20 protein-coding genes and 1 tRNA gene are annotated in these 18,408 nt (G+C 70.2%); 2 read left to right on the top strand and 19 right to left on the bottom strand.

Going from position 1 to position 18,408, the window contains the following annotated elements; all coding sequences use genetic code 11:
* Positions 1-42 precede the first annotated feature (42 nt).
* The 7 genes from M8H82_RS30750 to M8H82_RS30780 form a co-directional block, all read right to left on the bottom strand.
* Positions 43-720 (bottom strand): hypothetical protein, encoded by a 678-nt coding sequence (locus tag M8H82_RS30750; protein WP_250078357.1) that lies wholly within the window; start codon positions 718-720, stop codon positions 43-45.
* Complete coding sequence (locus tag M8H82_RS30755) at positions 717-1,130, bottom strand: thioesterase family protein (RefSeq protein ID WP_250078358.1); 414 nt, start codon at positions 1,128-1,130, stop codon at positions 717-719. Before M8H82_RS30755 ends, M8H82_RS30750 begins: the two co-directional genes overlap by 4 nt.
* 6 nt (positions 1,131-1,136) lie before the next feature.
* Positions 1,137-2,801 (bottom strand): energy-dependent translational throttle protein EttA, encoded by a 1,665-nt coding sequence (gene ettA, locus M8H82_RS30760; protein WP_250078359.1) that lies wholly within the window; start codon positions 2,799-2,801, stop codon positions 1,137-1,139.
* Between the two features lie 134 nt (positions 2,802-2,935).
* Entirely contained in the window at positions 2,936-4,360 is a 1,425-nt protein-coding gene (locus M8H82_RS30765) for a Cys-Gln thioester bond-forming surface protein (protein WP_250078360.1), read from the bottom strand.
* 261 nt (positions 4,361-4,621) lie between these two features.
* Positions 4,622-5,086, bottom strand: a complete 465-nt coding sequence (locus M8H82_RS30770) for a single-stranded DNA-binding protein (protein WP_250078361.1) — start codon at positions 5,084-5,086, stop codon at positions 4,622-4,624.
* Positions 5,087-5,373: 287 nt separating this feature from the next.
* The gene (locus M8H82_RS30775) at positions 5,374-7,329 is read right to left on the bottom strand and encodes a YfjP family GTPase (protein WP_250078362.1); all 1,956 of its coding nucleotides are present in this window, start codon (positions 7,327-7,329) and stop codon (positions 5,374-5,376) included.
* A gap of 3 nt (positions 7,330-7,332) precedes the next feature.
* Positions 7,333-8,940, bottom strand: a complete 1,608-nt coding sequence (locus M8H82_RS30780) for a dynamin family protein (protein ID WP_250078363.1) — start codon at positions 8,938-8,940, stop codon at positions 7,333-7,335.
* A gap of 320 nt (positions 8,941-9,260) precedes the next feature.
* On the opposite strand from M8H82_RS30780, the gene M8H82_RS30785 reads away from it, so the two are divergent.
* Positions 9,261-9,336: transfer RNA gene (locus M8H82_RS30785), tRNA-Arg, on the top strand.
* A gap of 180 nt (positions 9,337-9,516) precedes the next feature.
* Here M8H82_RS30785 and M8H82_RS30790 read toward each other — a convergent pair.
* From M8H82_RS30790 to M8H82_RS30840, 11 genes are all read right to left on the bottom strand, one after another.
* Positions 9,517-10,911: a site-specific integrase gene (locus tag M8H82_RS30790; RefSeq protein WP_250078364.1), complete on the bottom strand. Its 1,395-nt coding sequence runs from the start codon at positions 10,909-10,911 to the stop codon at positions 9,517-9,519.
* A complete protein-coding gene (locus M8H82_RS30795) occupies positions 10,911-11,111 on the bottom strand; it encodes an AlpA family transcriptional regulator (protein ID WP_250078365.1) in 201 nt (66 codons plus the stop codon). Before M8H82_RS30795 ends, M8H82_RS30790 begins: the two co-directional genes overlap by 1 nt.
* Complete coding sequence (gene repSA, locus M8H82_RS30800; protein ID WP_250078366.1) at positions 11,108-12,490, bottom strand: replication initiator protein RepSA; 1,383 nt, start codon at positions 12,488-12,490, stop codon at positions 11,108-11,110. Before repSA ends, M8H82_RS30795 begins: the two co-directional genes overlap by 4 nt.
* Before the next feature lie 89 nt (positions 12,491-12,579).
* Complete coding sequence (locus M8H82_RS30805) at positions 12,580-12,900, bottom strand: SpdD-like protein (protein ID WP_250078367.1); 321 nt, start codon at positions 12,898-12,900, stop codon at positions 12,580-12,582.
* A gap of 23 nt (positions 12,901-12,923) precedes the next feature.
* Positions 12,924-13,079: a hypothetical protein gene (locus M8H82_RS30810; RefSeq protein WP_250078368.1), complete on the bottom strand. Its 156-nt coding sequence runs from the start codon at positions 13,077-13,079 to the stop codon at positions 12,924-12,926.
* A gap of 12 nt (positions 13,080-13,091) precedes the next feature.
* Positions 13,092-13,283, bottom strand: coding sequence for a mobile element transfer protein (locus M8H82_RS30815; RefSeq protein ID WP_250078369.1), 192 nt, complete (start codon positions 13,281-13,283; stop codon positions 13,092-13,094).
* 1 nt (position 13,284) lies between these two features.
* Positions 13,285-13,479: a hypothetical protein gene (locus M8H82_RS30820; protein WP_250078370.1), complete on the bottom strand. Its 195-nt coding sequence runs from the start codon at positions 13,477-13,479 to the stop codon at positions 13,285-13,287.
* The gene (locus M8H82_RS30825) at positions 13,476-14,147 is read right to left on the bottom strand and encodes a DUF2637 domain-containing protein (protein WP_250078371.1); all 672 of its coding nucleotides are present in this window, start codon (positions 14,145-14,147) and stop codon (positions 13,476-13,478) included. The genes M8H82_RS30820 and M8H82_RS30825 overlap by 4 nt, the downstream gene beginning before the upstream one ends.
* Positions 14,148-14,230: 83 nt before the next feature.
* Positions 14,231-15,586 carry an FtsK/SpoIIIE domain-containing protein gene (locus M8H82_RS30830; protein WP_250078372.1) on the bottom strand — a complete coding sequence of 452 codons (1,356 nt, stop codon included), beginning with the start codon at positions 15,584-15,586 and terminating at the stop codon, positions 14,231-14,233.
* A gap of 3 nt (positions 15,587-15,589) precedes the next feature.
* On the bottom strand, positions 15,590-15,946 hold the full coding sequence (locus M8H82_RS30835; RefSeq protein WP_188293319.1) for a hypothetical protein: 357 nt from the start codon (positions 15,944-15,946) through the stop codon (positions 15,590-15,592).
* A gap of 138 nt (positions 15,947-16,084) precedes the next feature.
* On the bottom strand, positions 16,085-16,864 hold the full coding sequence (locus M8H82_RS30840) for a GntR family transcriptional regulator (protein ID WP_250078373.1): 780 nt from the start codon (positions 16,862-16,864) through the stop codon (positions 16,085-16,087).
* Positions 16,865-16,882: 18 nt separating this feature from the next.
* Between M8H82_RS30840 and M8H82_RS30845 the strand changes: the two genes are divergently transcribed.
* Positions 16,883-17,347, top strand: a complete 465-nt coding sequence (locus M8H82_RS30845; protein WP_250078374.1) for an NUDIX hydrolase — start codon at positions 16,883-16,885, stop codon at positions 17,345-17,347.
* A gap of 756 nt (positions 17,348-18,103) precedes the next feature.
* Here M8H82_RS30845 and M8H82_RS30850 read toward each other — a convergent pair.
* Positions 18,104-18,408, bottom strand: a 305-nt coding sequence (locus M8H82_RS30850; RefSeq protein WP_250078375.1) for a HEAT repeat domain-containing protein, incomplete at its 5' end; no start/stop codon positions are given.

Below are 18,408 nucleotides of genomic sequence, written 5' to 3' on the forward strand. Positions count from 1 at the left end.
GGCTGGGCGGGCGCCCCCGAAGGGACGCCCCGGCAGCCCGTCCTAGCGGGACACGCTCACGTCCAGCGCCCCGAGCCCCGCCCGCCGTACGGCGACCGTCCCGTACGGCGTCCGCAGCCGCAGCCACGCCCCCGACGAGAACAGCCCCACGGACGCCTCATCCGCGGCCCGCAGGAAACCCAGCGACTGCGCCGCGTGCACGGCCCGTACCGGCAGCCGCGTACTGCCCACGGCCCGGGACCAGATGTCCCGCCCGATCCGGTCGAGCTCGGCCCGCGTACGCCCCTCGGGGCCCAACTCCTCGGTCCGCGCCCGGAATTCCGCCACCGCCGCCCCGACCATGGCCCGCAGCGCCTCGGGATCCGGCAGCCCCGGCTCGGCACGCCATCCGCTCCGCGGCGGCAGCACCCCCGCCCACGGCGGCCCGGTGACCGCGCCGGGAACGACCGCCGTGGCCGCCGCCAGGTCCAGCGCTTCCAGCAGTTCCCCGGCGGAGACGGTCACGTCCAGCGTGACCTTCAGCCCGTCCTCGTACGGCTTGGCCAGCCTCGCCGTGCGAATCGCCAGCACCTCGAAGGACGGCGGGCGCCCGAACACGGCAAGCGCGGTACCGGCCGCCTGAAGCCGCACCGCCGCTGCCCGGTCGTAGTGGAGCAACCGGGAGAGGAAGGCGGCGAGATCCGCCGCCTCCCCTTCGTCGGCGAGGTGGAGCACCGTCATGCGGCGACGGCCTCCTCCTCGTCGTCGTCCGTGTACTCCTCGAGGAACTCCCGCTCCTCGGCAGTGATCCGGCGGGGCCGCTGCGCCTCGAAGTCGAACGGCACTATCACCGTCGACGCCCGGACGTAGACGACGTCGTCGTCCTTGACCTCGTAGGAGAGGGTGAAGGACGCGGCCCTTATCTGCGTGACCCACAGCTCGATGTCCACCGGACGGTGCCGGTGCACGAGCTGCCGCTTGTAGTCGATCTCATGGCGCGCCACCACGGACCCCTGCTGGAAATCCTTGTCCGGGCGGAACAGGAAGTCGATACGGGCTTCCTCCAGGTACCGGAGGAAGACCACGTTGTTGACGTGGCCGTACGCGTCCATGTCCGCCCAGCGCAGTGGGCAGCGGTAGATGTGCCGCAAGATCGATCAGCCCCGGGTCAGCTTCTTGTAGGTGGCGCGGTGCGGACGGGCGGCGTCCGCACCGAGGCGCTCGATCTTGTTCTTCTCGTACGACTCGAAGTTGCCCTCGAACCAGAACCACTTGGACTCGCCCTCGTAGGCGAGGATGTGCGTGGCGACCCGGTCCAGGAACCACCGGTCGTGGGAGACGACCACGGCGCAGCCGGGGAACTCCAGCAGCGCGTTCTCCAGGCTGGAGAGCGTCTCGACGTCGAGGTCGTTGGTCGGCTCGTCGAGGAGCAGCAGGTTGCCGCCCTGCTTGAGGGTGAGCGCGAGGTTCAGGCGGTTGCGCTCACCGCCGGAGAGCACACCGGCCGGCTTCTGCTGGTCGGGACCCTTGAAGCCGAACGCAGAGACGTACGCCCGCGACGGCATCTCGACCTGGCCCACGTTGATGTAGTCGAGCTCGTCGCTGACCACGGCCCACAGGGTCTTCTTGGGGTCGATGTTCTCGCGGCTCTGGTCGACATAGGAGATCTTGACGGTGTCGCCGACCTTGATGCTCCCGGAGTCCGGCTCCTCGAAGCCCTGGATCATCTTGAAGAGGGTGGTCTTGCCGGCGCCGTTGGGGCCGATGACGCCGACGATGCCGTTGCGCGGCAGCGTGAACGAAAGATCATCGATCAGGACCTTCTCACCGAAGGCCTTGCTGAGGTTGTTGACCTCGACGACGATGCTGCCGAGCCGGGGGCCCGGCGGGATCTGGATCTCCTCGAAGTCCAGCTTCCGCATCTTCTCGGCCTCGGCGGCCATCTCCTCGTAGCGAGCGAGACGGGCCTTGGACTTGGCCTGGCGCCCCTTGGCGTTCGACCGCACCCACTCCAGCTCTTCCTTGAGCCGCTTGGCGCGCTTGGCGTCCTTCTGGCCCTCGACCTTGAGACGGGTCTGCTTGGTCTCCAGGTACGTGGAGTAGTTGCCCTCGTACGGGTAGGCGCGCCCGCGGTCCAGCTCGAGGATCCACTCCGCGACGTTGTCCAGGAAGTACCGGTCGTGGGTGATGGCCACGACGGTGCCCGCGTACTTGGCGAGGTGCTGCTCCAGCCAGTTCACGGACTCGGCGTCGAGGTGGTTGGTGGGCTCGTCGAGGAGCAGCAGGTCGGGCGCCTCGAGCAGCAGCTTGCAGAGCGCGACGCGGCGCTTCTCACCACCGGAGAGGTTGACGACGGGCCAGTCGCCGGGCGGGCAGCCGAGGGCGTCCATGGCCTGCTCGAGCTGGGCGTCGAGGTCCCAGGCGTTGGCGTGGTCGAGCTCCTCCTGGAGCTTGCCCATCTCGTCGAGCAGGGCGTCCGAGTAGTCGGTGGCCATCAGCTCGGCGATCTCGTTGAACCGGTCGAGCTTGCCCTTGATCTCGGCGACGCCCTCCTGGACGTTCTCCAGGACCGTCTTCTCCTCGTTCAGCTTCGGCTCCTGCATGAGGATGCCGACGCTGTACCCGGGCGAGAGGAAGGCGTCACCGTTGGAGGGCTGCTCGAGCCCCGCCATGATCTTCAGCACGGTCGACTTACCGGCACCGTTCGGGCCGACGACGCCGATCTTCGCCCCGGGGAGGAAGTTCAGGGTGACGTCATCGAGGATCACCTTGTCGCCGTGCGCTTTGCGCGCCTTGCGCATGGTGTAAATGAACTCAGCCAAGAGAAACCGTCCGGCAGCTTGAAATCAGGCAGTGGGCAGATACACCCCATCTTGCCGCACCGCCACCCTCCGGAGGAAACCCGTTCCCTCCGATCCCTCTGACCTGGGGCTTCCCGAGGCCCCAGGCCGCCAGGTCAGTCCTGTTCCGAGGGCTTTCGCCGGCCGACGATCAGCAGGGCCGCCCCGCCGATCACCACCAGCCCGATCGCCACCCCCGCGATCACCGGCGTCGCGTCGGAGCTGCCCGTCGCCGCGAGGTTGGTGTCGGGGGACGTGCCGCCCACCGTGGCGGGGCTCGGTTCCGTCAGGGTCTGGGTGGACGTGTTGTCGGCCTGCGCGGCCTCCGCCGCCTGCGTCATGCAGTCCAGGACGCCGGTGAAGCGCTGGGCGGAGCCGCCGGGGCCCTCGATGGTGAAGTCGTAGGCCTGGTCCTCCTGGAGCGGGATGGTCACCGTCCGGGACTCGCCCGCGCCGATGGTGTACTCGGTGCCCATCAGATCGAAGGAGAAGGGCGCGTCTCCCCCGTTGACGGCCGTGATGTCCACGCCGCCCTTCGCGCAGTTCTTCGTCGCGGACAGGGCCGGTACGGCGCCCCGCTCGGCCCACGTCGCCGTCGCGGTCGCCGACACCGTCGACTCGCTGGAGCCCGCCAGGATCTGCGTCTGGCTGCGGCCGGCGGAGGTGAGGGCGCGGCCCACGGGGACGGTCGTGGAGGCCTGGACCGTCAGCTCCGCGGTGCCGGCCGCCGCGTCCTCGGGCACGTCGACGTAGATCCGGCCGCCGTCGGCGGTGGAGGTGACGGGCTTGCCGGCCTTGTCCACGATCCGTACGCCGCTCATGGCCGCGTCCGCGGGCGGCGTCACGGTAACCGTCCGCGCGCCGGTGCGCACGGTCAGCGGTCCGAGCCGCTCACCGGGGCGCCCGGACAGCGCGGGCGGGTCGAGCGTCAGCGACGCCGCCGGCTCGGCCACGGCACGGGCGCTCTTCTCCAGGTGGTCGGCGAGCTTCTCGGCCTGCGGGTCGACCGCCTCGACGTCCGCGCCGTCCGAGTAGCGCCACACCGCCACCTGCGTGCCCGCCGCCGCGTCCTGCTCGGTGAGCCCGCCCCGGACGCCCGCCTTCCTGGCCAGCGCCGCCAGATCGTTCACCTGCGGGTAGGAGTTCTGCAGGATCCAGCGGATCCTGCCCGCGTTCGCGTTGGTCCCGAGGGAGGTCCCGCTCCACGGCGTCTCGTGGTACTTGGCGTCCTTCTGCGTGGGGTTGTGCAGGTCCACGCAGTACGTCTGGAGGGTCCCGCCGCCGTCGACGGACATCTCGAACAGGCCCGCGGAGATCTCCTGGTCGCCGGCCTCGCCGCGTATCACCGCCGTGCCGTACGTCTTCAGGCCGCCTATGGTCGCGGTCGCCCCGCCCTGGCTCTCCGCGGCACCGTCGGCGGCCGCCTGGCCGGCACCGGCCACCAGCACGCCGGTGGCGAGCAGGCCGGACGCCAGCGTGGCGGCGGCGAATCGGGCCGCACCTCGACCACGCCCGGACGGCGCGGCGAAAGAAGAAAGCACAGAATTCCCCTTCGAGCAGGACCCGTTGATGTGGGGGGTACGGTCCCACCAGCAGAACTACAAGCCCCGAGAGCCTTGTTCGGCATCCTAAGGACCAGGCGCACCACGCTTCCCGGGGATCCCGTGGGACAAGCGATCCGACTCGGAATCGTTATCGCGGGGACCCCCTGCGAACAGGGCTTATCGACAAATCCACCGGAGTCTTCGGCACGCACTCACCGATAAGCCGCAGTTCGGTCAACGATCACACCAGCACTGACGTCACGTCACCGCTGCCGGTTCCGCCGCAGGTTGACTCGCCGCATCCGGCGTCTCCCAGTCCGGTTCCGGACGCGGGGGCGGAGGCGGACTGCTCACCGCCGGTTCCGGCCGGCCCGGGCGGCGGAAGGCGGAGGTGCCGCGCGCGAGATCGTGGCCGATCGCCACCGCCTCGATGTCGGCCGAGGTCCAGGTCTGCTGCTCGCGCACCTCCGAGCGGACCTTGAGCCTGCCCTGCACCAGGACGGGGTCGCCCACGGTCAGCGACGCCGCCGCGTTCGTGGCGAGCTGCCGATTGGCCCACACCGTGAAGAAGTTGGTGTGCCCGTCCGTCCATTCGTTCTTCTCGCGGTCCAGGTACCGCGCGGTCACCGCCAGCCGGAACCGCGCGGACGGTCCCGTCGCGACCTCCCGGTACACCGGCTGCGTGGCCACGTTCCCCACCACGGAGACGATCGTCTCGTTCATCGTGCGCCCTCCCTGATACGCCGACGGGCCCGTCCCGTACGGCTGCGTCTGTCGCGCCGGCGATCGCGTCCTCGCGAATCGCCGCGCAGCCAGACTGCCTCCGCCGGGCCGGGCCCGCCGAGCGCTGTGGATCAGCGCCGCACCTGTGGACAACCCCGCCACTCGAACGGGGCGTTCCGCCTCACCCCGTGCCTCTGCCTCACCCCGTGCCTCTGCAACACCCCGTGCCTCTGCAACACCCCGGACCCAGCAGCCCCGGGCCGTACGTCATGCCACCGTGCCGTAGGTCACCCCACCCCCACCCCCATCACCCGCCCGTACTGCTCCCGAACCTCCCGGTACCGCAGCAACTCCGCGGCCACCGGATCCAGCACCCGCGCCCGCCCGCACCCGGCGGCAGCCTCCCGCAGCCGCCGCTCCGCATCCATGCCGTACCGCCGCGCCGGCCCCCGCGCCGCCATCCGGCAGCTCCACTCCACCAACGGCCCCCCGATGATCCCGGCCACCATCAACAGCACCGGCACACCCAGGTTCGGCGCCATGACACCCACGATCTGCCCCGCCAGCCACAGGCCGCCCACCACCTGCAACAGCGTCATCGACGCCTGCACCAGCACCGCCGCGGGCCACCACCCCGGCCGCGGCGGCCGCCCCGGCGGCAGTCCCGCGCGCCCGGCCAGGTCGTCCAGCGCCTCGGGCAGCCCCTGGGAGCCGCGTACGGCCGCCTCCCGCACCGCCTGCGCCCACGGCGTCGGCAGCCCGGCGGACGCCCGCTCGGCGACCGTACGCACCGCCTGCTCGACCCGCTGACGCGCGGTGGCCTCCTCGTCCGCCTGGGTCCGCAGCGGGAGCCGTCCCGTCGAGGGCTCGCTGCGGTCCTGGTACCACCGCCACAGCCGCAGCCAGGGCGTCCCGCACGCGCGGTTGGCGTTGCGCAGCCACGCGCGCTCGGCGGCCTCGCCCGCCGCGGTGGCACCGACGGCGTCCGCGAGCCGGGCGGCGAACTCGTCCCGGGCCTCCTCGCTCAGCCCGGTCCGCCGGGAGGTGGCGTAGACGGGCCGCAGCCCCCACCCGGCGGCGTCGACGTCGGCCGAGATCCGGCGCGCGGCGGCCCCGCGCTCCGTCACGAACTGGCCGAGCGCCTCGCGCAGCTCGCCGACGCCGTCCCCGGTGAGCGCGGACAGCGCGAGCACGGTCGCGCCCGGTTCGCCGTACTCGCCGAGCGCGATGCCGTCCTCGTCCAGCAGCCGCCGCAGATCGTCCAGGACCTGCTCGGCCGCCTCCCCGGGGAGCCGGTCGATCTGGTTCAGGACGACGAACATGACTTCGGCGTGGCCCGCCATGGGCCGCAGATAGCGCTCGTGGAGCATGGCGTCCGCGTACTTCTCGGGGTCCACGACCCAGACGACCGCGTCCACGAGGGCCAGCACCCGGTCCACCTGCTCGCGGTGCTGCACGGCGGCCGAGTCGTGGTCGGGCAGGTCGACCAGGACGAGCCCGCGCAGCTGTCCCTCGGCGTCCGCGTGCTGGCCGGCGGGGCGGCGGCGCAGCCGGGGCGGGATGCCGAGCCGGTCGATGAGGGCGGCCGCGCCGTCGCTCCAACTGCAGGCGATGGGCGCGGCGGTGGTCGGCCGGCGTACGCCCGTCTCGGAGATGGTCACCCCGGCCAGCGCGTTGAACAGCTGCGACTTCCCGCTGCCGGTGGCGCCCGCGATGGCGATCACGGTGTGCTGCCCCGACAGCCTGCGCCGCGCGGCGGCCTCGTCGAGCACCCGCCCGGCCTCGGCGAGGGTCCGGCTGTCGAGCCGGGTCCGGGACAGCCCCACCAGCTCGCGCAACGCGTCGAGCCGCGACCGCAGGACACCGTCGTACGCCAGTGTGGTCGGCGTCTGCTTCGTGGAGGCCCGGCGCTCCACCACGGGTGGGGCCTGCTCCCCGGCGTTCTCGTTCACCCGCCGCGCGATCAGCCCGTCGTCCCAGGCGGTCCCGGAGTCGCCCCCGGCGGTGTCGTCCTCCACGCGCGCGTGCCCGCCGTCCCCGTCCGTCCCGGCCTCCTTAGCGGCCGCTACGTCCGTCTCGGCGCCGCACGCCTCGGCCTCCTCGCTTTCCTTGGCCTCTTCGACCTCCTCGGCCTCCTCGGCCTCCTCGGTCTCCTCGGTCTCCTCGGGAACGCTCTCGGCGGCACCGTCCTCGGCGGGTTCGGTGTGGCCCCGGTCGTGGTCCTGGTCAGTGACGGCGGTCACCGGTCACCTCTCCTTCTGCAGTACGGACAGCGCGGCGATGAGTTCGGCCTGTGGTTCCGGGTGGACGTCGAGGGCGTCGAGGGGGGCGAGCCGGCGCTCGCGCTCGGTGTGCATGACACGGTCCAGATGGTCGGCGAGGAGCCGTCCGCCCCGGTCGCGCAACCGCAGCGCGCCGTGGGCTCCGATGCGCTCGGCGAGCCCTTCGCCCGCGGAGCGGCCTCTACGGCCGCCCAGGAGCGCCGTGGCGACGAGGGCGGCGACCACCTCGGGGTCGGGCGCGGGGCTGCGGTCGAGGTCGCGTACCTCGTCCTCGGCGTACTCCTCCAGCTCGCGCCGCCAGCGCCGTACGGCCAGACCGATGCGGTGCTCGGCGGTCTCCAGGGTGGGATCGCGGTCCCGGAGGCCGGGGGCGCCCGCCGCCGGTTCGCGGCGCCAGGCTTCGTCGACGCGCTCGTCGGCGGCCGTGACGGAGCACACCAGGAGGGCCACGAGGCTCTCCACCAGGGAGTCCAGGAGTTCACCGGCCGTGCAGTCGAGGGGGAAGGCGCGCCAGCGCTTGAGGGCGTCGCCGGCGAGGACGGCGCCGGACTGGAGACGGCCGCGTACGCGCGCGTACTCGCTGTCGTAGGCGGAGTCGACGGCGGCGGTGAGCCGGAGCGCGGCGGCGTACTGGGCGGCGGCGGCGCTGGCCAGTTCCGGCATCCGGGCCTTGAGGGAGTCGAGGACGCCGTAGGCCGTGCGGGCCATGACGTGCTGGCGGGCGGCCGGGTCCTGGGTCTGGTGGACGAGCCAGGTGCGCAGCGGCGCCACGGCGGTGGCCGGGAGCAGGCCGCCGCCCCAGGCCGACTCGGGCAGTTCGGGGACGGTGAAGCGGGGCACATGGCCGAGGCCGGCCTTGGTGAGCAGGGCGCCGTACTGCCGGGAGACCTCGGAGACGACCTGGTGGGGCACCCGGTCGAGAACAGTGACGAGGGTGACGTCGTACTCCTTGGCGGTGCGCAGCAGGTGCCAGGGGACGGCGTCGGCGTAGCGGGCGGCGGTGGTCACCATGACCCAGATGTCGGCGGCGCAGATGAGCTGGGCGGCAAGGACGCGGTTGTCGGCAACGAGGGAGTCGACGTCGGGCGCGTCGAGGAGGGCGAGGCCGCGCGGGAGTGTTTCGGCGGTTTCGACGCGCAGCACGCGCGCGGGGTCCTCGCCGGGGAGCAGGAGATCGTCCCCGGCCTCCTGCTGGGGCACCCAGACGCGGGTGAGGTCGGGCAGTACGCGCATCCCGCTGAACCAGTGATGATCCTCCGGATGGCAGACCAGCACCGGGGTCCGGGTGGTGGGCCGCAGCACCCCCGCCTCGCTGACCCGGGTGCCCACCAGGGAGTTGACCAGAGTCGACTTGCCGGCCCCGGTGGAACCTCCCACGACGGCCAGGAGAGGAGCTTCGGGCTCTCTCAGCCGGGGCACCAAATAGTCGTCGAGCTGCGCGAGCAGTTCGTCGCGGTTGGCACGCGCGCGTGGCGCCCCCGGCAGGGGAAGCGGAAAGCGTGCGGCTGCGACACGGTCGCGCAGAGCGGAGAGTGCGTCGATCAGCTGAGGCCGTACGTCCAAGGTCACCACATGTGAAGAATGCCCAATTTTAGGGGAATTCTGAAGCATATGAGCATGTCTGCGCGCCGACGGAACACAAGGGATGGAAGGGATGACCGGGACACCGGCATAGTCCAGGCATAACGAGTGCACAACACCCGGTGCGTGGGACGTCAAAAGCGGTGCACGATTCGTACCTGCCTGCGATTATCAGGACCGCTTCACCGAACCTCCACATCGAGCCACGGAGGCGAAGCAGCAGGGACAAGGACGCGGGAGCCCTATCCTTGTCCCCGGCAACGTCACGGAACAGCCCACACCCGGGCACCCACGACAGAGGCCACACACCGGCCCCCGTAGCTCAGTGGATAGAGCAGGCGCCTTCTAAGCGCTTGGCCGCAGGTTCGAGTCCTGCCGGGGGCGCCATTTCTCAGCTCTCCTCCGGGAGGGCTTTTTTTGCTGGTCAGAGCCCGTTTTACGGGGCGCGGGAGGGCCCCGGGCACTCCCCCGTCGATCATGGGAGCACTCCGGGGCCGTCCGGCTGTCACCGGGTTTTCGCGGGTGGCCGTGTCGAATGCGTGTCGAAGTTCTCGCCGCCGGAGTCCGTCACTCAGCGGGCGGCAACTCGGGAAGATCCCCGGCAGCTTCAAGCCGCCGCTTGAGATCCGGCAGCTGCCCGTCGACACACCGGGCGTATGTGGCAAGCAACACAGCAACACTGTTCCCGGCCCACTCCGCGACCTGGGCGGGAGGGATGCCGTCGTTGAGCCATTTGGTCAACCGCGTGTTGCGGTTGTCGTAGACACGTCGCCCGGTCGGCGAGTCGAAGACGTGCGGCGGCAGCACGGCCTTACGGGCGCTGCGCCAGGCCCGCCGGATGACGGACCCCGCGAGGATGCCGCCGAACTCCCCTTGGAACAGCAGATCACCCGGCCGGAGCTGCTCGTCCTCGATGTGCTGACGCAGGATGCGAGTCAGATCGGGGTGCCCGGGCACGGTGCGCGTCTCACCCTCCGCACGGCCCTTTAGATGGCGCCGCTCATGGATCTCCCCGGTGTCCGTCCACTGCTTGCCGACCTCCGGGGTCGCGGTGTGGATCAGCAACTCGCACCACTGGTCGGCAGCTTGGACGGGTGGCAGGGTCACGTCCTCAACTCGCATCGCCACGGCTTCCTCTGGTCGAGGCCCGCAGTAGTAGAGCGTGGCGAAGAAGGCGTGCAGTCGCTTGCCACCCCGCGGCCGGCGGCGGATCCAGTCGAGGATCGCGGCCGCCTGCTCGGGATTCAGCAAGGACCGTTTGTCTACGGCGTTCGTGGTCTTCGTGGCGCCCGTCGACTCCTTGCCCTTGGGCAGAGTGTTCTCCCGCAGGATTCGCCGCCGGACGGCGTACTGCAAGGCCACGTTGAGGATGCGGCGGTTGCGCTTCCTGGACCAAGCCGCCGCTTGCTTGCCGTCGAGACGGGTGTCGATGGCCCGCAGGATCTGCTCGACACGCTCAGGGTCCTCCCAGACCGAGATGGGGAGGGAGTTCCGCTCGATCCATCTGAGGATCGCCGCCACATCCCGGGGCGCGTCCGGTCGTCGGTTCGTGTTGAACGCCCACTCCCGGAGGGCCGTGCGCACGTCAGCGGGCGCGAACTGAGTGGGCTTGGCCCGGAGAAGCGTGATGGTGGTCGCGGTCAGGGTCTTGGCGACGTTCTTACGGCTGTTGCCGCCGAGTTGAGGCCAGCGGGCATCCACGTACTCGACGGCGAACCGGTACCAGCTCATGTCAGCGGCCTTGGAGCGGTGGGACACGGGAAGACCGGTGCTGACCACGAAGGCTTCGCCCTTGCCCGTAGCCTGGATGAGTCCGGAGCGGAAGCCCTCGGCAAGCGCGACCGTGTCGAAGGGCTCGCGCCAACGCTTGCCCGCCACGACCCACCTCACGGTGTAGGTGGTCTTCCGGGCGCCCTTGTAGACCAGGATCTTGTAGATCTTGACGTCGAAAGTGGTCTCCATCAGGCGGCGTCCTCGCGGTCGTCGAGCCACAGGTTGAGGTCACTGCGGCGGATGCGGAGGTCGCCGTTCGGAAGCTTGATGCAGCGGGGCGCGCGGCGCTTGGCCCGCCAGTCGTAGAAGGTCGAGCGGGAGATGGCCAGTTCCTCGCAGACCTCCGCGAGGGTGAGCATCGTGCGTCGTGACCGGATGGCCGTGGTCATTCCGTGCTCCCTTCGGTCAGGAGGACATCCCGGGCGGTCTCGCGGTTGGTCTGGAGGTCGCGGGCGATCGTGGCGGCGAGGGCGGCTTCGCCAGGGGTGTGGCCGTGGCCGGCGTACTGCCAGTCCGCCAGGACGAGGACGGTGTCCGGCTCGCGGTCGTCGATACCGAGGGCATCCTGTGCGGCTCGGTAGTCGGCGCGTGCCTGGCGGAGGGCGCCGAGGGTGGTGGAGTAGGTGCGCGACTTCGACGAGAAGTGCCCGCGGAAGCCGAGCATGTGAGCCCATGCCCAGAGGCGCCGATCCGGGTACAGGGCGTCCAGGTCGCGGCATGCCCTGATGAGCCGCCGGGTGTGGTCGGGGACCTGGTGGCGGTCTAGTTCGGCGAGTTCGCCGATACGGCGGTCCAGGGTGCCGGTGTTCTCGGCCGCCTTGGTGGCGTACTTGGCCACGTACGAGGCGACGGCCTGCTCGGTGATGTCGGAGCCGTCGCCGAAGGCCTTGACCGGGCGGACGTCGAGCTGTCGGCCCCAGCGGAAGGTGCGGGCGGGTTCGTCATCGGCAGCTGGGACCGAGACGGATGTGTACGGGTGACCGGCGGCGGCACATATCGCGTCTCTGAGGAGATCCACCGTTGCCCAGCCGGGAGGCGGTGTGCCGGGCCCGGCGGGTCCGTCGAGGCGTACGACCGCGTGGAAGTGCAGGGCGCCGCGCCTCTGGAACTCGGCAACCTTGCCGTACGAGACGCGCAGATGGTCGGAGAGCTCCCGGCGGGTGAGGCCGGCGCGGGTGGCGAGTTCGCGGCGGAGCCGGGTGGTGAAGCGCTGCCAGAGCTGTCCGGCGTGGTTGTTGAACAGCACGGCGCCCGCGTAGTCGTAGGTGTCCGGGTCGAGGGCAGTGCCCAGCTCGGGCGCGCCGGGGGCGTGTTGGGTGCCGCAGCGGCAGGCGCCGTGGTCGGGGCGGTTGTGGACCTGGCCGAAGGAGGGGGCTGTGAGGGTGGCGAAGACGCGCGGGTGGTCGCGGACGGTGGCGGGGATGTCGCGGCGGTCGTCTCCGGCGAGGCCCGCGCGAATCAGGTGGTAGGTGTCGCCCGCGTACGTCCGGGCGCAGGCTGGGCACCGGGAGGCGCGGCGGTTGCCGCAGGCGAGGCGGAGGCGTCCGCCCGGCTCGTCGGCGGTGGTGTAGTGGTGCAGGGTCTCGCCGGTGGTCTTGTCCTTGGTGAGGGTCCAGCCGGTGAGGTGGATCGGGTCGGAGCAGCCGCCGGTGCGGCGGATCTGGTCTTCCCACCGGGTGTAGTCGGGGGCCGAGGCGACCCGGAGGAGGTCGCCGAGGATGATCGGATCGAGCAACGGGGCAGGTACGGACGAGGCGCGATGCGCCATGCTGGGGTCTTCCTTCCGGTTATGCGATCGGACAGGGACGGCGCCCGGGCGGCGGATGCTTGGCGGTATCGAGGCCGCCCGGGGGCCGGTCAGCGTTGCTTGGCCTCGGCGCGGACGAGGGAGCGGATCACCAGAGCGCAGACGGCGACCGAGGCCCCGGTGATGGCGACCGCCAGGAGCAGGGAGACCAGGACGGCGCCGACGACCAGGACGACGGCCGTCCCGCCGCCGATGAGAGCGAGGGCGGTGCCGGGGGTGAGCTGGACCGTGGGCCGGGTCGGCGTCGAGGCGGCGACCGGGGCAGGGGCCGGAAGCTGCGGGCCCGGAACGACGGTGGTCGGCTCCACAAACGCTCGCGGCGTGACGTTGCCGGTGGGCATCGGGTTGGTCGGGATCTTCGGGCGGAGCATCGGTGTTCTCCCTTCGGGCCGTGCTACTTGACGAAGCTGTCGATGACGGGGGCCAGCACGCTGTCGGCGAGGAGGAAGCCGCCGAGGAGGATGACGGCGATGAGCCACAAGGGCGGGCGGATGAGCTTGACGCCGAGGTAGCCGACAGCGAGCAGCGCGAGCCAGAGCGGAACGTCCATCGGGTCGGCCTCCTAGCTGACGCGGCAACGGTGGGTGCGGGCGGCGAGCTGTGCGGCGGACTGGCTGGAGTAGTCGGCGGACCAACCGCAACGGTCGGCGGTGCACACGGCGGCGTGCTTTGTGCGGCCGTGACGGTCTCGGTGGGTGCCGATCTGCACGGGGCCGATCCGCATCACGGAGTGGAAGGAGTCGCGGGCAGGCATGTCAGTCGGTCTCCTCTCGGTTCGCGGTCGGGTCGGGGAAGGCGGCGCGGATGCCGGCGGCGGTGGCCGGGTCGGTGGTGAGTTGGGCGGCTTTCTCGGCGAGCATGAAGGCGAGGTAGGGCCGGTTGGCGGCGGCCATCTCGCGGGCGCCGTCGAGGTAGTCGGCAACGGTCAGGTCGGTGGGGTTGAAGCTCATCTGTCGTTCCCTTCGGGTCTGGTGAGTTGGGCGGCGATGGCGTCGGCGAGCTGGGGTGGGACGCCGAGGCGAGTGCGGAGGGTGTCGGTGTCGATCTGGGCGCCGGTGCGGGCGTGATGGTCGTCAGCGACCTTGCGGGCGTGCTCGACGAGCGCGGCCGGGACCGGCACGGCGGGGGTTTCCTCGGCGTGCGGGGCGGCGACGTGTTCGGGCAGCCACTGCGGCTCAGCGACGGCGGCCGGTTCAGACAGCGCCTCGTGCTCGGAGTCCGAGGCGGAGGGTGTCGGCGGAGCCGGGGAAGGGCCCGCGGGTGAGTGGGCGAGGAGGGTGCCGCCCATGAAGGCGAGGGCGGGCCAGGCGGCGACGAGGATGCGCAGCCAGTTCGGGACGTCGCCGAGGTCGAGGAGTCCGGCGGTGGCGACGTTGGCGCCGAGCGAGGCGACCAGGGCGATGAGGAACCAGCACCAGGCCAGCCGAGACGGCCCATCGGCACGCAGCCGACGCCAGGCGGCGACCAGGAGCAGGTCCACCGAGACCGGGTAGGCCCAGGCTTTCCATCCGGTCTGCCCGGCAGCGGCGGCGAGGTCATGGAGATGGGCGAAGGACAGCGCCCCGGCGATAACGGCCTGAACGAGGACGGCGTCGATGCGGAGAGCGGGGCGGGCCATCGCGGCTCCTTCCTGTGATCAGGCATGGCGGGGTAGGGACCTGGCGCGTAGGACGGTCACGCCGACTGGGGGGATGGGGCGGGTCAGGCCGTGGCGGGAGCTGTCTTGGACAGCGGCACGCGGGCCGAGGGCATCGCGGCGACCGCGGGCCGGAAGGGCGCGAGGGCGGGCACGTCGGGGGTGCGGTCGGCGTACCGATTGCAGATGTTCACGGCTTGGCGCAGTGAGGTGTGCGGGGCGCGGATGCGGTGCCAGCCGCCGGTGGAGTCTCCGGCGATGGCGATGCCGCGCGTCTCGGCGGGAATCTGGATGGCGGCGAGGACGGCGTCCGGAGCGATGTCACCGAAGGCCATGTTCGCGGACGTTTCGTCGTTGACGCGGTGCGCGGTACGGCCGGTGAGCTGGGCCCGGAGCATGGTGATGCCCTTGCCGAGTTCGGAGCCGAAGCGCTGCCCGCAGATCTCCAGGTAGACGCCGGCCGCGCGGCCGAGCTGGGCGAGGCGGACAAGGGCGGTGACGATCCGGTCCCGGCGCTTCTCTTCCTCTTTGCTTGCGTAGAGGGCGAGTTCGGCGACTTCGTCGACCAGGACGACGACGGGCACCGGCCGCAGGTCCTCGGGCAGATCCCAGATGTCGGCGGCGATCTCCGCATCCGGCACGGCAACGCTGATCCGCTGTTGAGCGCGGATGAGTTGATACACGTCCTGCATGTGGGACACCAGCGCCTCCAGCAGCTCCAGCGCGGTATCGGGGTTGTCGGCGAGAGCGGAGAACCGGTGGGCCAGCGGGAAGAGTTCGACACCTTGCTTGCAGTCGATGCCGACCAGCGCGACGTGTTGTGAGGCGAGCCCGGCGACGAGGTTGCGCTGATAGACGGACTTGCCGGACTCCGTAGCGCCGAGGGTCAGACCGTGCGGGACAGCACGGTAGTCGCGGTAGTGGACCGAACCGTCCTCCCGCAGAGCGACCGGTATGCGCATAGGCCGGGTGTCGGTCTTGGCCGGTATCTGCACTCGCTTGAGCACGTCGTACCCGGTCATCCGGATCTCGACTACACCGGAGCGCACCTCACGGGAGGTCACTCCGTACATCCCGAAGGAGTGGCGCAGCCGGTCCGTGGCGGCGGCGACGTCGAAGGCGTCCTGTCCCGGGCGGAGTTTGAGCCGGAGGACCAGGCCGGTACGGGTGGGCCGGAGTCGCAGGATGCGCGGCGCGCGGGATTCCGGCGCCGGGCGGTTGGCCATCCGGGCCAGCATCAGCCGCCAGCGGGACGGCGGGACCGTGAGCCCGCAGGCTTCCATGACGGAGGCGTAGCGGACCAGGACCCGCACGGCAGCGAGGGTGACCCCGAAGGTCAGCCAGTACCAGGCGGGACGCCGCCACCGCAGGAAACCCGCAGCGGCGACGACCAGCAGCATTAAGACGGTCGGCCATGTCATGGCTCAGGCCGCCTTCGAACCCGTGCCCATGGTGGCCAAGGAGGTGACGGCGACCGCGCGGAAGGCGATGCCGTGCCGCTTCTGGCCGTTGAACTCGTTCTCCCACGGCCGGGCGACCAGCCCCGTGAGGGCGGCCGGGGTGCCCATGGTCAGGTCACCGGAGATCCCGGTCTCCGGGACGGTGACGGACAGGATCTCGACCTCGTCGTTGGCCGCGAACATCACGTCCACGGTCATCAGCTTCGCGCCGGTCTCGGCGTCGGTGGCGATCTCACCGGTACGGCGGTCACGCACCTTCGGCTGCGGGGTCTTAGCGACCATCACGGTCGCGGCGGAGGTGTCGACAGGGATCTGACGCACAGCGAACACTCCTCTATAGATGCTGAACTCCGTCACTCATGCATATGAGTGACATGAAGAAGAGTGCACCACTCCTATATATGAGTCAACCCGTCGCGACTCCGAAGTCACGACGGGCTGCGGGGAGTTGAGCGGGCGTCAGTCCGCGGCCGGGATCCGGTACTCGAAAACGAACTGGTCAGCAGCCATGAGCGTGTCGCAGACCTCGACCACGAGCCCGGCCGTCGTACGGGCCTCCCGGATGAGGTGAACCACCGGCGCACCAGGACTGAGCGCCAACTCGGTGGCTTCCGCCTTGGACGCCGGCCGAGCTTGCAGCGTCTCGACGAACTCAGCGAACTCATGCCCGTGGTCTTCGAGTCGGGCGTAGATGCCACCGCCGCCGGGGTTCTCGGCGAACAGCTCCGGGATGTCCTTCACGACGTCCCACGGGAGGTAGGAGGAGGCGGTCTCGACCGGAGTGCCGTTACGGAAGTAGAGCCGCCGCCGGACGAGCACCTGAGTGCCGACGGGAACGCCGAGCCGCCGCGCGACATCCTCGGGAGCCTCCATGGGCCCGATGTAGAGGACGCTCACCTTGGCCGTTGCACCGGACTGTGCGGACTCGGCGAGGTACGCGGCCTTGCCGCCCTGCCTGAGCGAGCGCCGGAAGCGGTCGGAGGAACGGTGCCGTACCGGCGGCCGGTCCTTCACGATGGAGCCCTTGCCATGCCGGGTCTCGACAAGCCCACTCGCCCGCACCTCGACCATGGCCTTACGAATCGTGCCGCCAGACACGCCGTAGCGATCAACCAGCTCCGACTCGCTCGGCACCATGTCACCGGGCTTGAGCACACCAGCCCGGATCTGCCGCACGATCTCATCGGCGATCTGCACGTACCGAGGCCCGGACCTGCCCCCCTCTACCGCAGTTCCCATAGCCCTTCCCCGCCTCCTATGCTCCTGTACATGAGTCAACCACAGGAAGCGACGTCGCCACCCCGGCACTCCGTATCCGTAGCCGGAGTAGTGGTGCGCGAAGACGGACGCCTCCTGGCGATCCGCCGAGCCGACAACGGCACGTGGGAGCTCCCCGGCGGCGTACTCGAACTCCACGAGACCCCAGAGGCCGGCGTAGCCCGCGAAGTCTGGGAAGAGACAGGCATCCACGTCGAGGTCGACCAACTCACCGGGGTCTACAAGAACACCACCCGCGGCATCGTCGCCCTGGTCTTCCGCTGCAAGCCTTCCGGCGGCACCGAGCGCACCTCAAGCGAGTCAACAGCCGTCTCCTGGCTCACACCTGCCGAGGTCAGCGACCGCATGTCCGAGGTCTACGCGATCAGACTCCTGGACGCCATCGACGGCAACGGCCCACACGTACGAAGCCACGACGGCAAGCACCTGATCCCAGCGGGATAAGACTTTCCCTACTTCATCAAGGCGGCCCGCCTACGGCGGTCCGCGCGCTGAGTGGCCGGGGGCCGCCGCCGCTCCCTGTCTCCGCCACCGCTGCGCCGGCCCCCGGCCACTCAGCGCGCAGCACCGCAAAGGCAGATAGCCAGGTTAGGACGCAGCTCGACCAGCCCAAGCACCAGGACTAGGCCGAGCAGGCACGACTCCGCCGCGCGGAGGGCCGCCGTGTCGCAATCGGGCAACGTAACTGATGCCAGTACGGGGTTGCTGGAGACACACGTGACGGGTACTCGTTCGGCGCACTCGCCGTCGTGGCTGACTTTCGGTGGTGCAGGTCAGAACTGCGCTTCAAACGACTGGATTTCAACCGCCCTCCTATCTAACTCAACGACACCGACTGGGGTTGCAGTTGCGCCCGAATCCGAGCACGTCTACCGCCCCGATACCATCGACACCGGGGCTCTGATCAGGGCTTCCGCGACCGGACCACCCAGGATTCTGAACTCCTTTCGCTGCAAGTTGACGAGATGCCCTGAGGGCGGCTTGCGCTCAAGCTCCATGCGGAACAATCCCGGACGTGACAGGGGGTTCGTCGAAATCCCAGTTTGGGCAACTGGGGTGATTTATTCCGCCTTCAGCTTCTAGCCTGGACAAATGGTTCACTCGCCCCCTCCTAGGCTCGGTTGCATTCACCGTCATTGCCTGCTGTTCTCCGCCCGATCTGATGCGGTTGGGGACCGTGATCCCTTCAACGGGGATGATCTAGGCCAGTCCGAGGGAAAGGGAATTGAGGAGCCTATTGGCTGTAGTGCGAACTTCTCCGTCTGGATCGCGATCAACTCGATCGCGTAGAAGCGGTTCGACAGCCGGATGCGTCGGCCAGCCATAGCCGAGTGCTTGGATAACTGCGATACGGACGGAGGCATCTTCTTGGTCGGCTAGGTGTGCCAGGAAGGGAACGGCATCCGTTGGATCCGGTGTGATGACGGCGAACCATTGAACTGCGCTTTGCCGCAGGGCGGCATCGGGGTCGTTGGTGGCGCGGTCACGCAGGACAGCGGCCGTCT

Origin of the sequence: Streptomyces sp. YS415, from assembly GCF_023544665.1 — a bacterium.
Lineage (GTDB): Bacteria > Actinomycetota > Actinomycetes > Streptomycetales > Streptomycetaceae > Streptomyces.

Excerpts from the sequence above, each read along its gene's own strand:
- repSA (WP_250078366.1), bottom strand. The coding sequence starts at position 12,490 with ATGGCGCATCGCGCCTCGTCCGTACCTGCCCCGTTGCTCGATCCGATC.
- M8H82_RS30830 (WP_250078372.1), bottom strand. The coding sequence starts at position 15,586 with ATGACATGGCCGACCGTCTTAATGCTGCTGGTCGTCGCCGCTGCGGGT.
- M8H82_RS30820 (WP_250078370.1), bottom strand. The coding sequence starts at position 13,479 with ATGAGCTTCAACCCCACCGACCTGACCGTTGCCGACTACCTCGACGGC.
- M8H82_RS30825 (WP_250078371.1), bottom strand. The coding sequence starts at position 14,147 with ATGGCCCGCCCCGCTCTCCGCATCGACGCCGTCCTCGTTCAGGCCGTT.
- M8H82_RS30750 (WP_250078357.1), bottom strand. The coding sequence starts at position 720 with ATGACGGTGCTCCACCTCGCCGACGAAGGGGAGGCGGCGGATCTCGCC.
- M8H82_RS30840 (WP_250078373.1), bottom strand. The coding sequence starts at position 16,864 with ATGGGAACTGCGGTAGAGGGGGGCAGGTCCGGGCCTCGGTACGTGCAG.
- M8H82_RS30845 (WP_250078374.1), top strand. The coding sequence starts at position 16,883 with ATGCTCCTGTACATGAGTCAACCACAGGAAGCGACGTCGCCACCCCGG.
- M8H82_RS30815 (WP_250078369.1), bottom strand. The coding sequence starts at position 13,283 with ATGCCTGCCCGCGACTCCTTCCACTCCGTGATGCGGATCGGCCCCGTG.
- M8H82_RS30790 (WP_250078364.1), bottom strand. The coding sequence starts at position 10,911 with ATGGAGACCACTTTCGACGTCAAGATCTACAAGATCCTGGTCTACAAG.
- M8H82_RS30770 (WP_250078361.1), bottom strand. The coding sequence starts at position 5,086 with ATGAACGAGACGATCGTCTCCGTGGTGGGGAACGTGGCCACGCAGCCG.
- M8H82_RS30810 (WP_250078368.1), bottom strand. The coding sequence starts at position 13,079 with ATGGACGTTCCGCTCTGGCTCGCGCTGCTCGCTGTCGGCTACCTCGGC.
- M8H82_RS30795 (WP_250078365.1), bottom strand. The coding sequence starts at position 11,111 with ATGACCACGGCCATCCGGTCACGACGCACGATGCTCACCCTCGCGGAG.
- M8H82_RS30805 (WP_250078367.1), bottom strand. The coding sequence starts at position 12,900 with ATGCTCCGCCCGAAGATCCCGACCAACCCGATGCCCACCGGCAACGTC.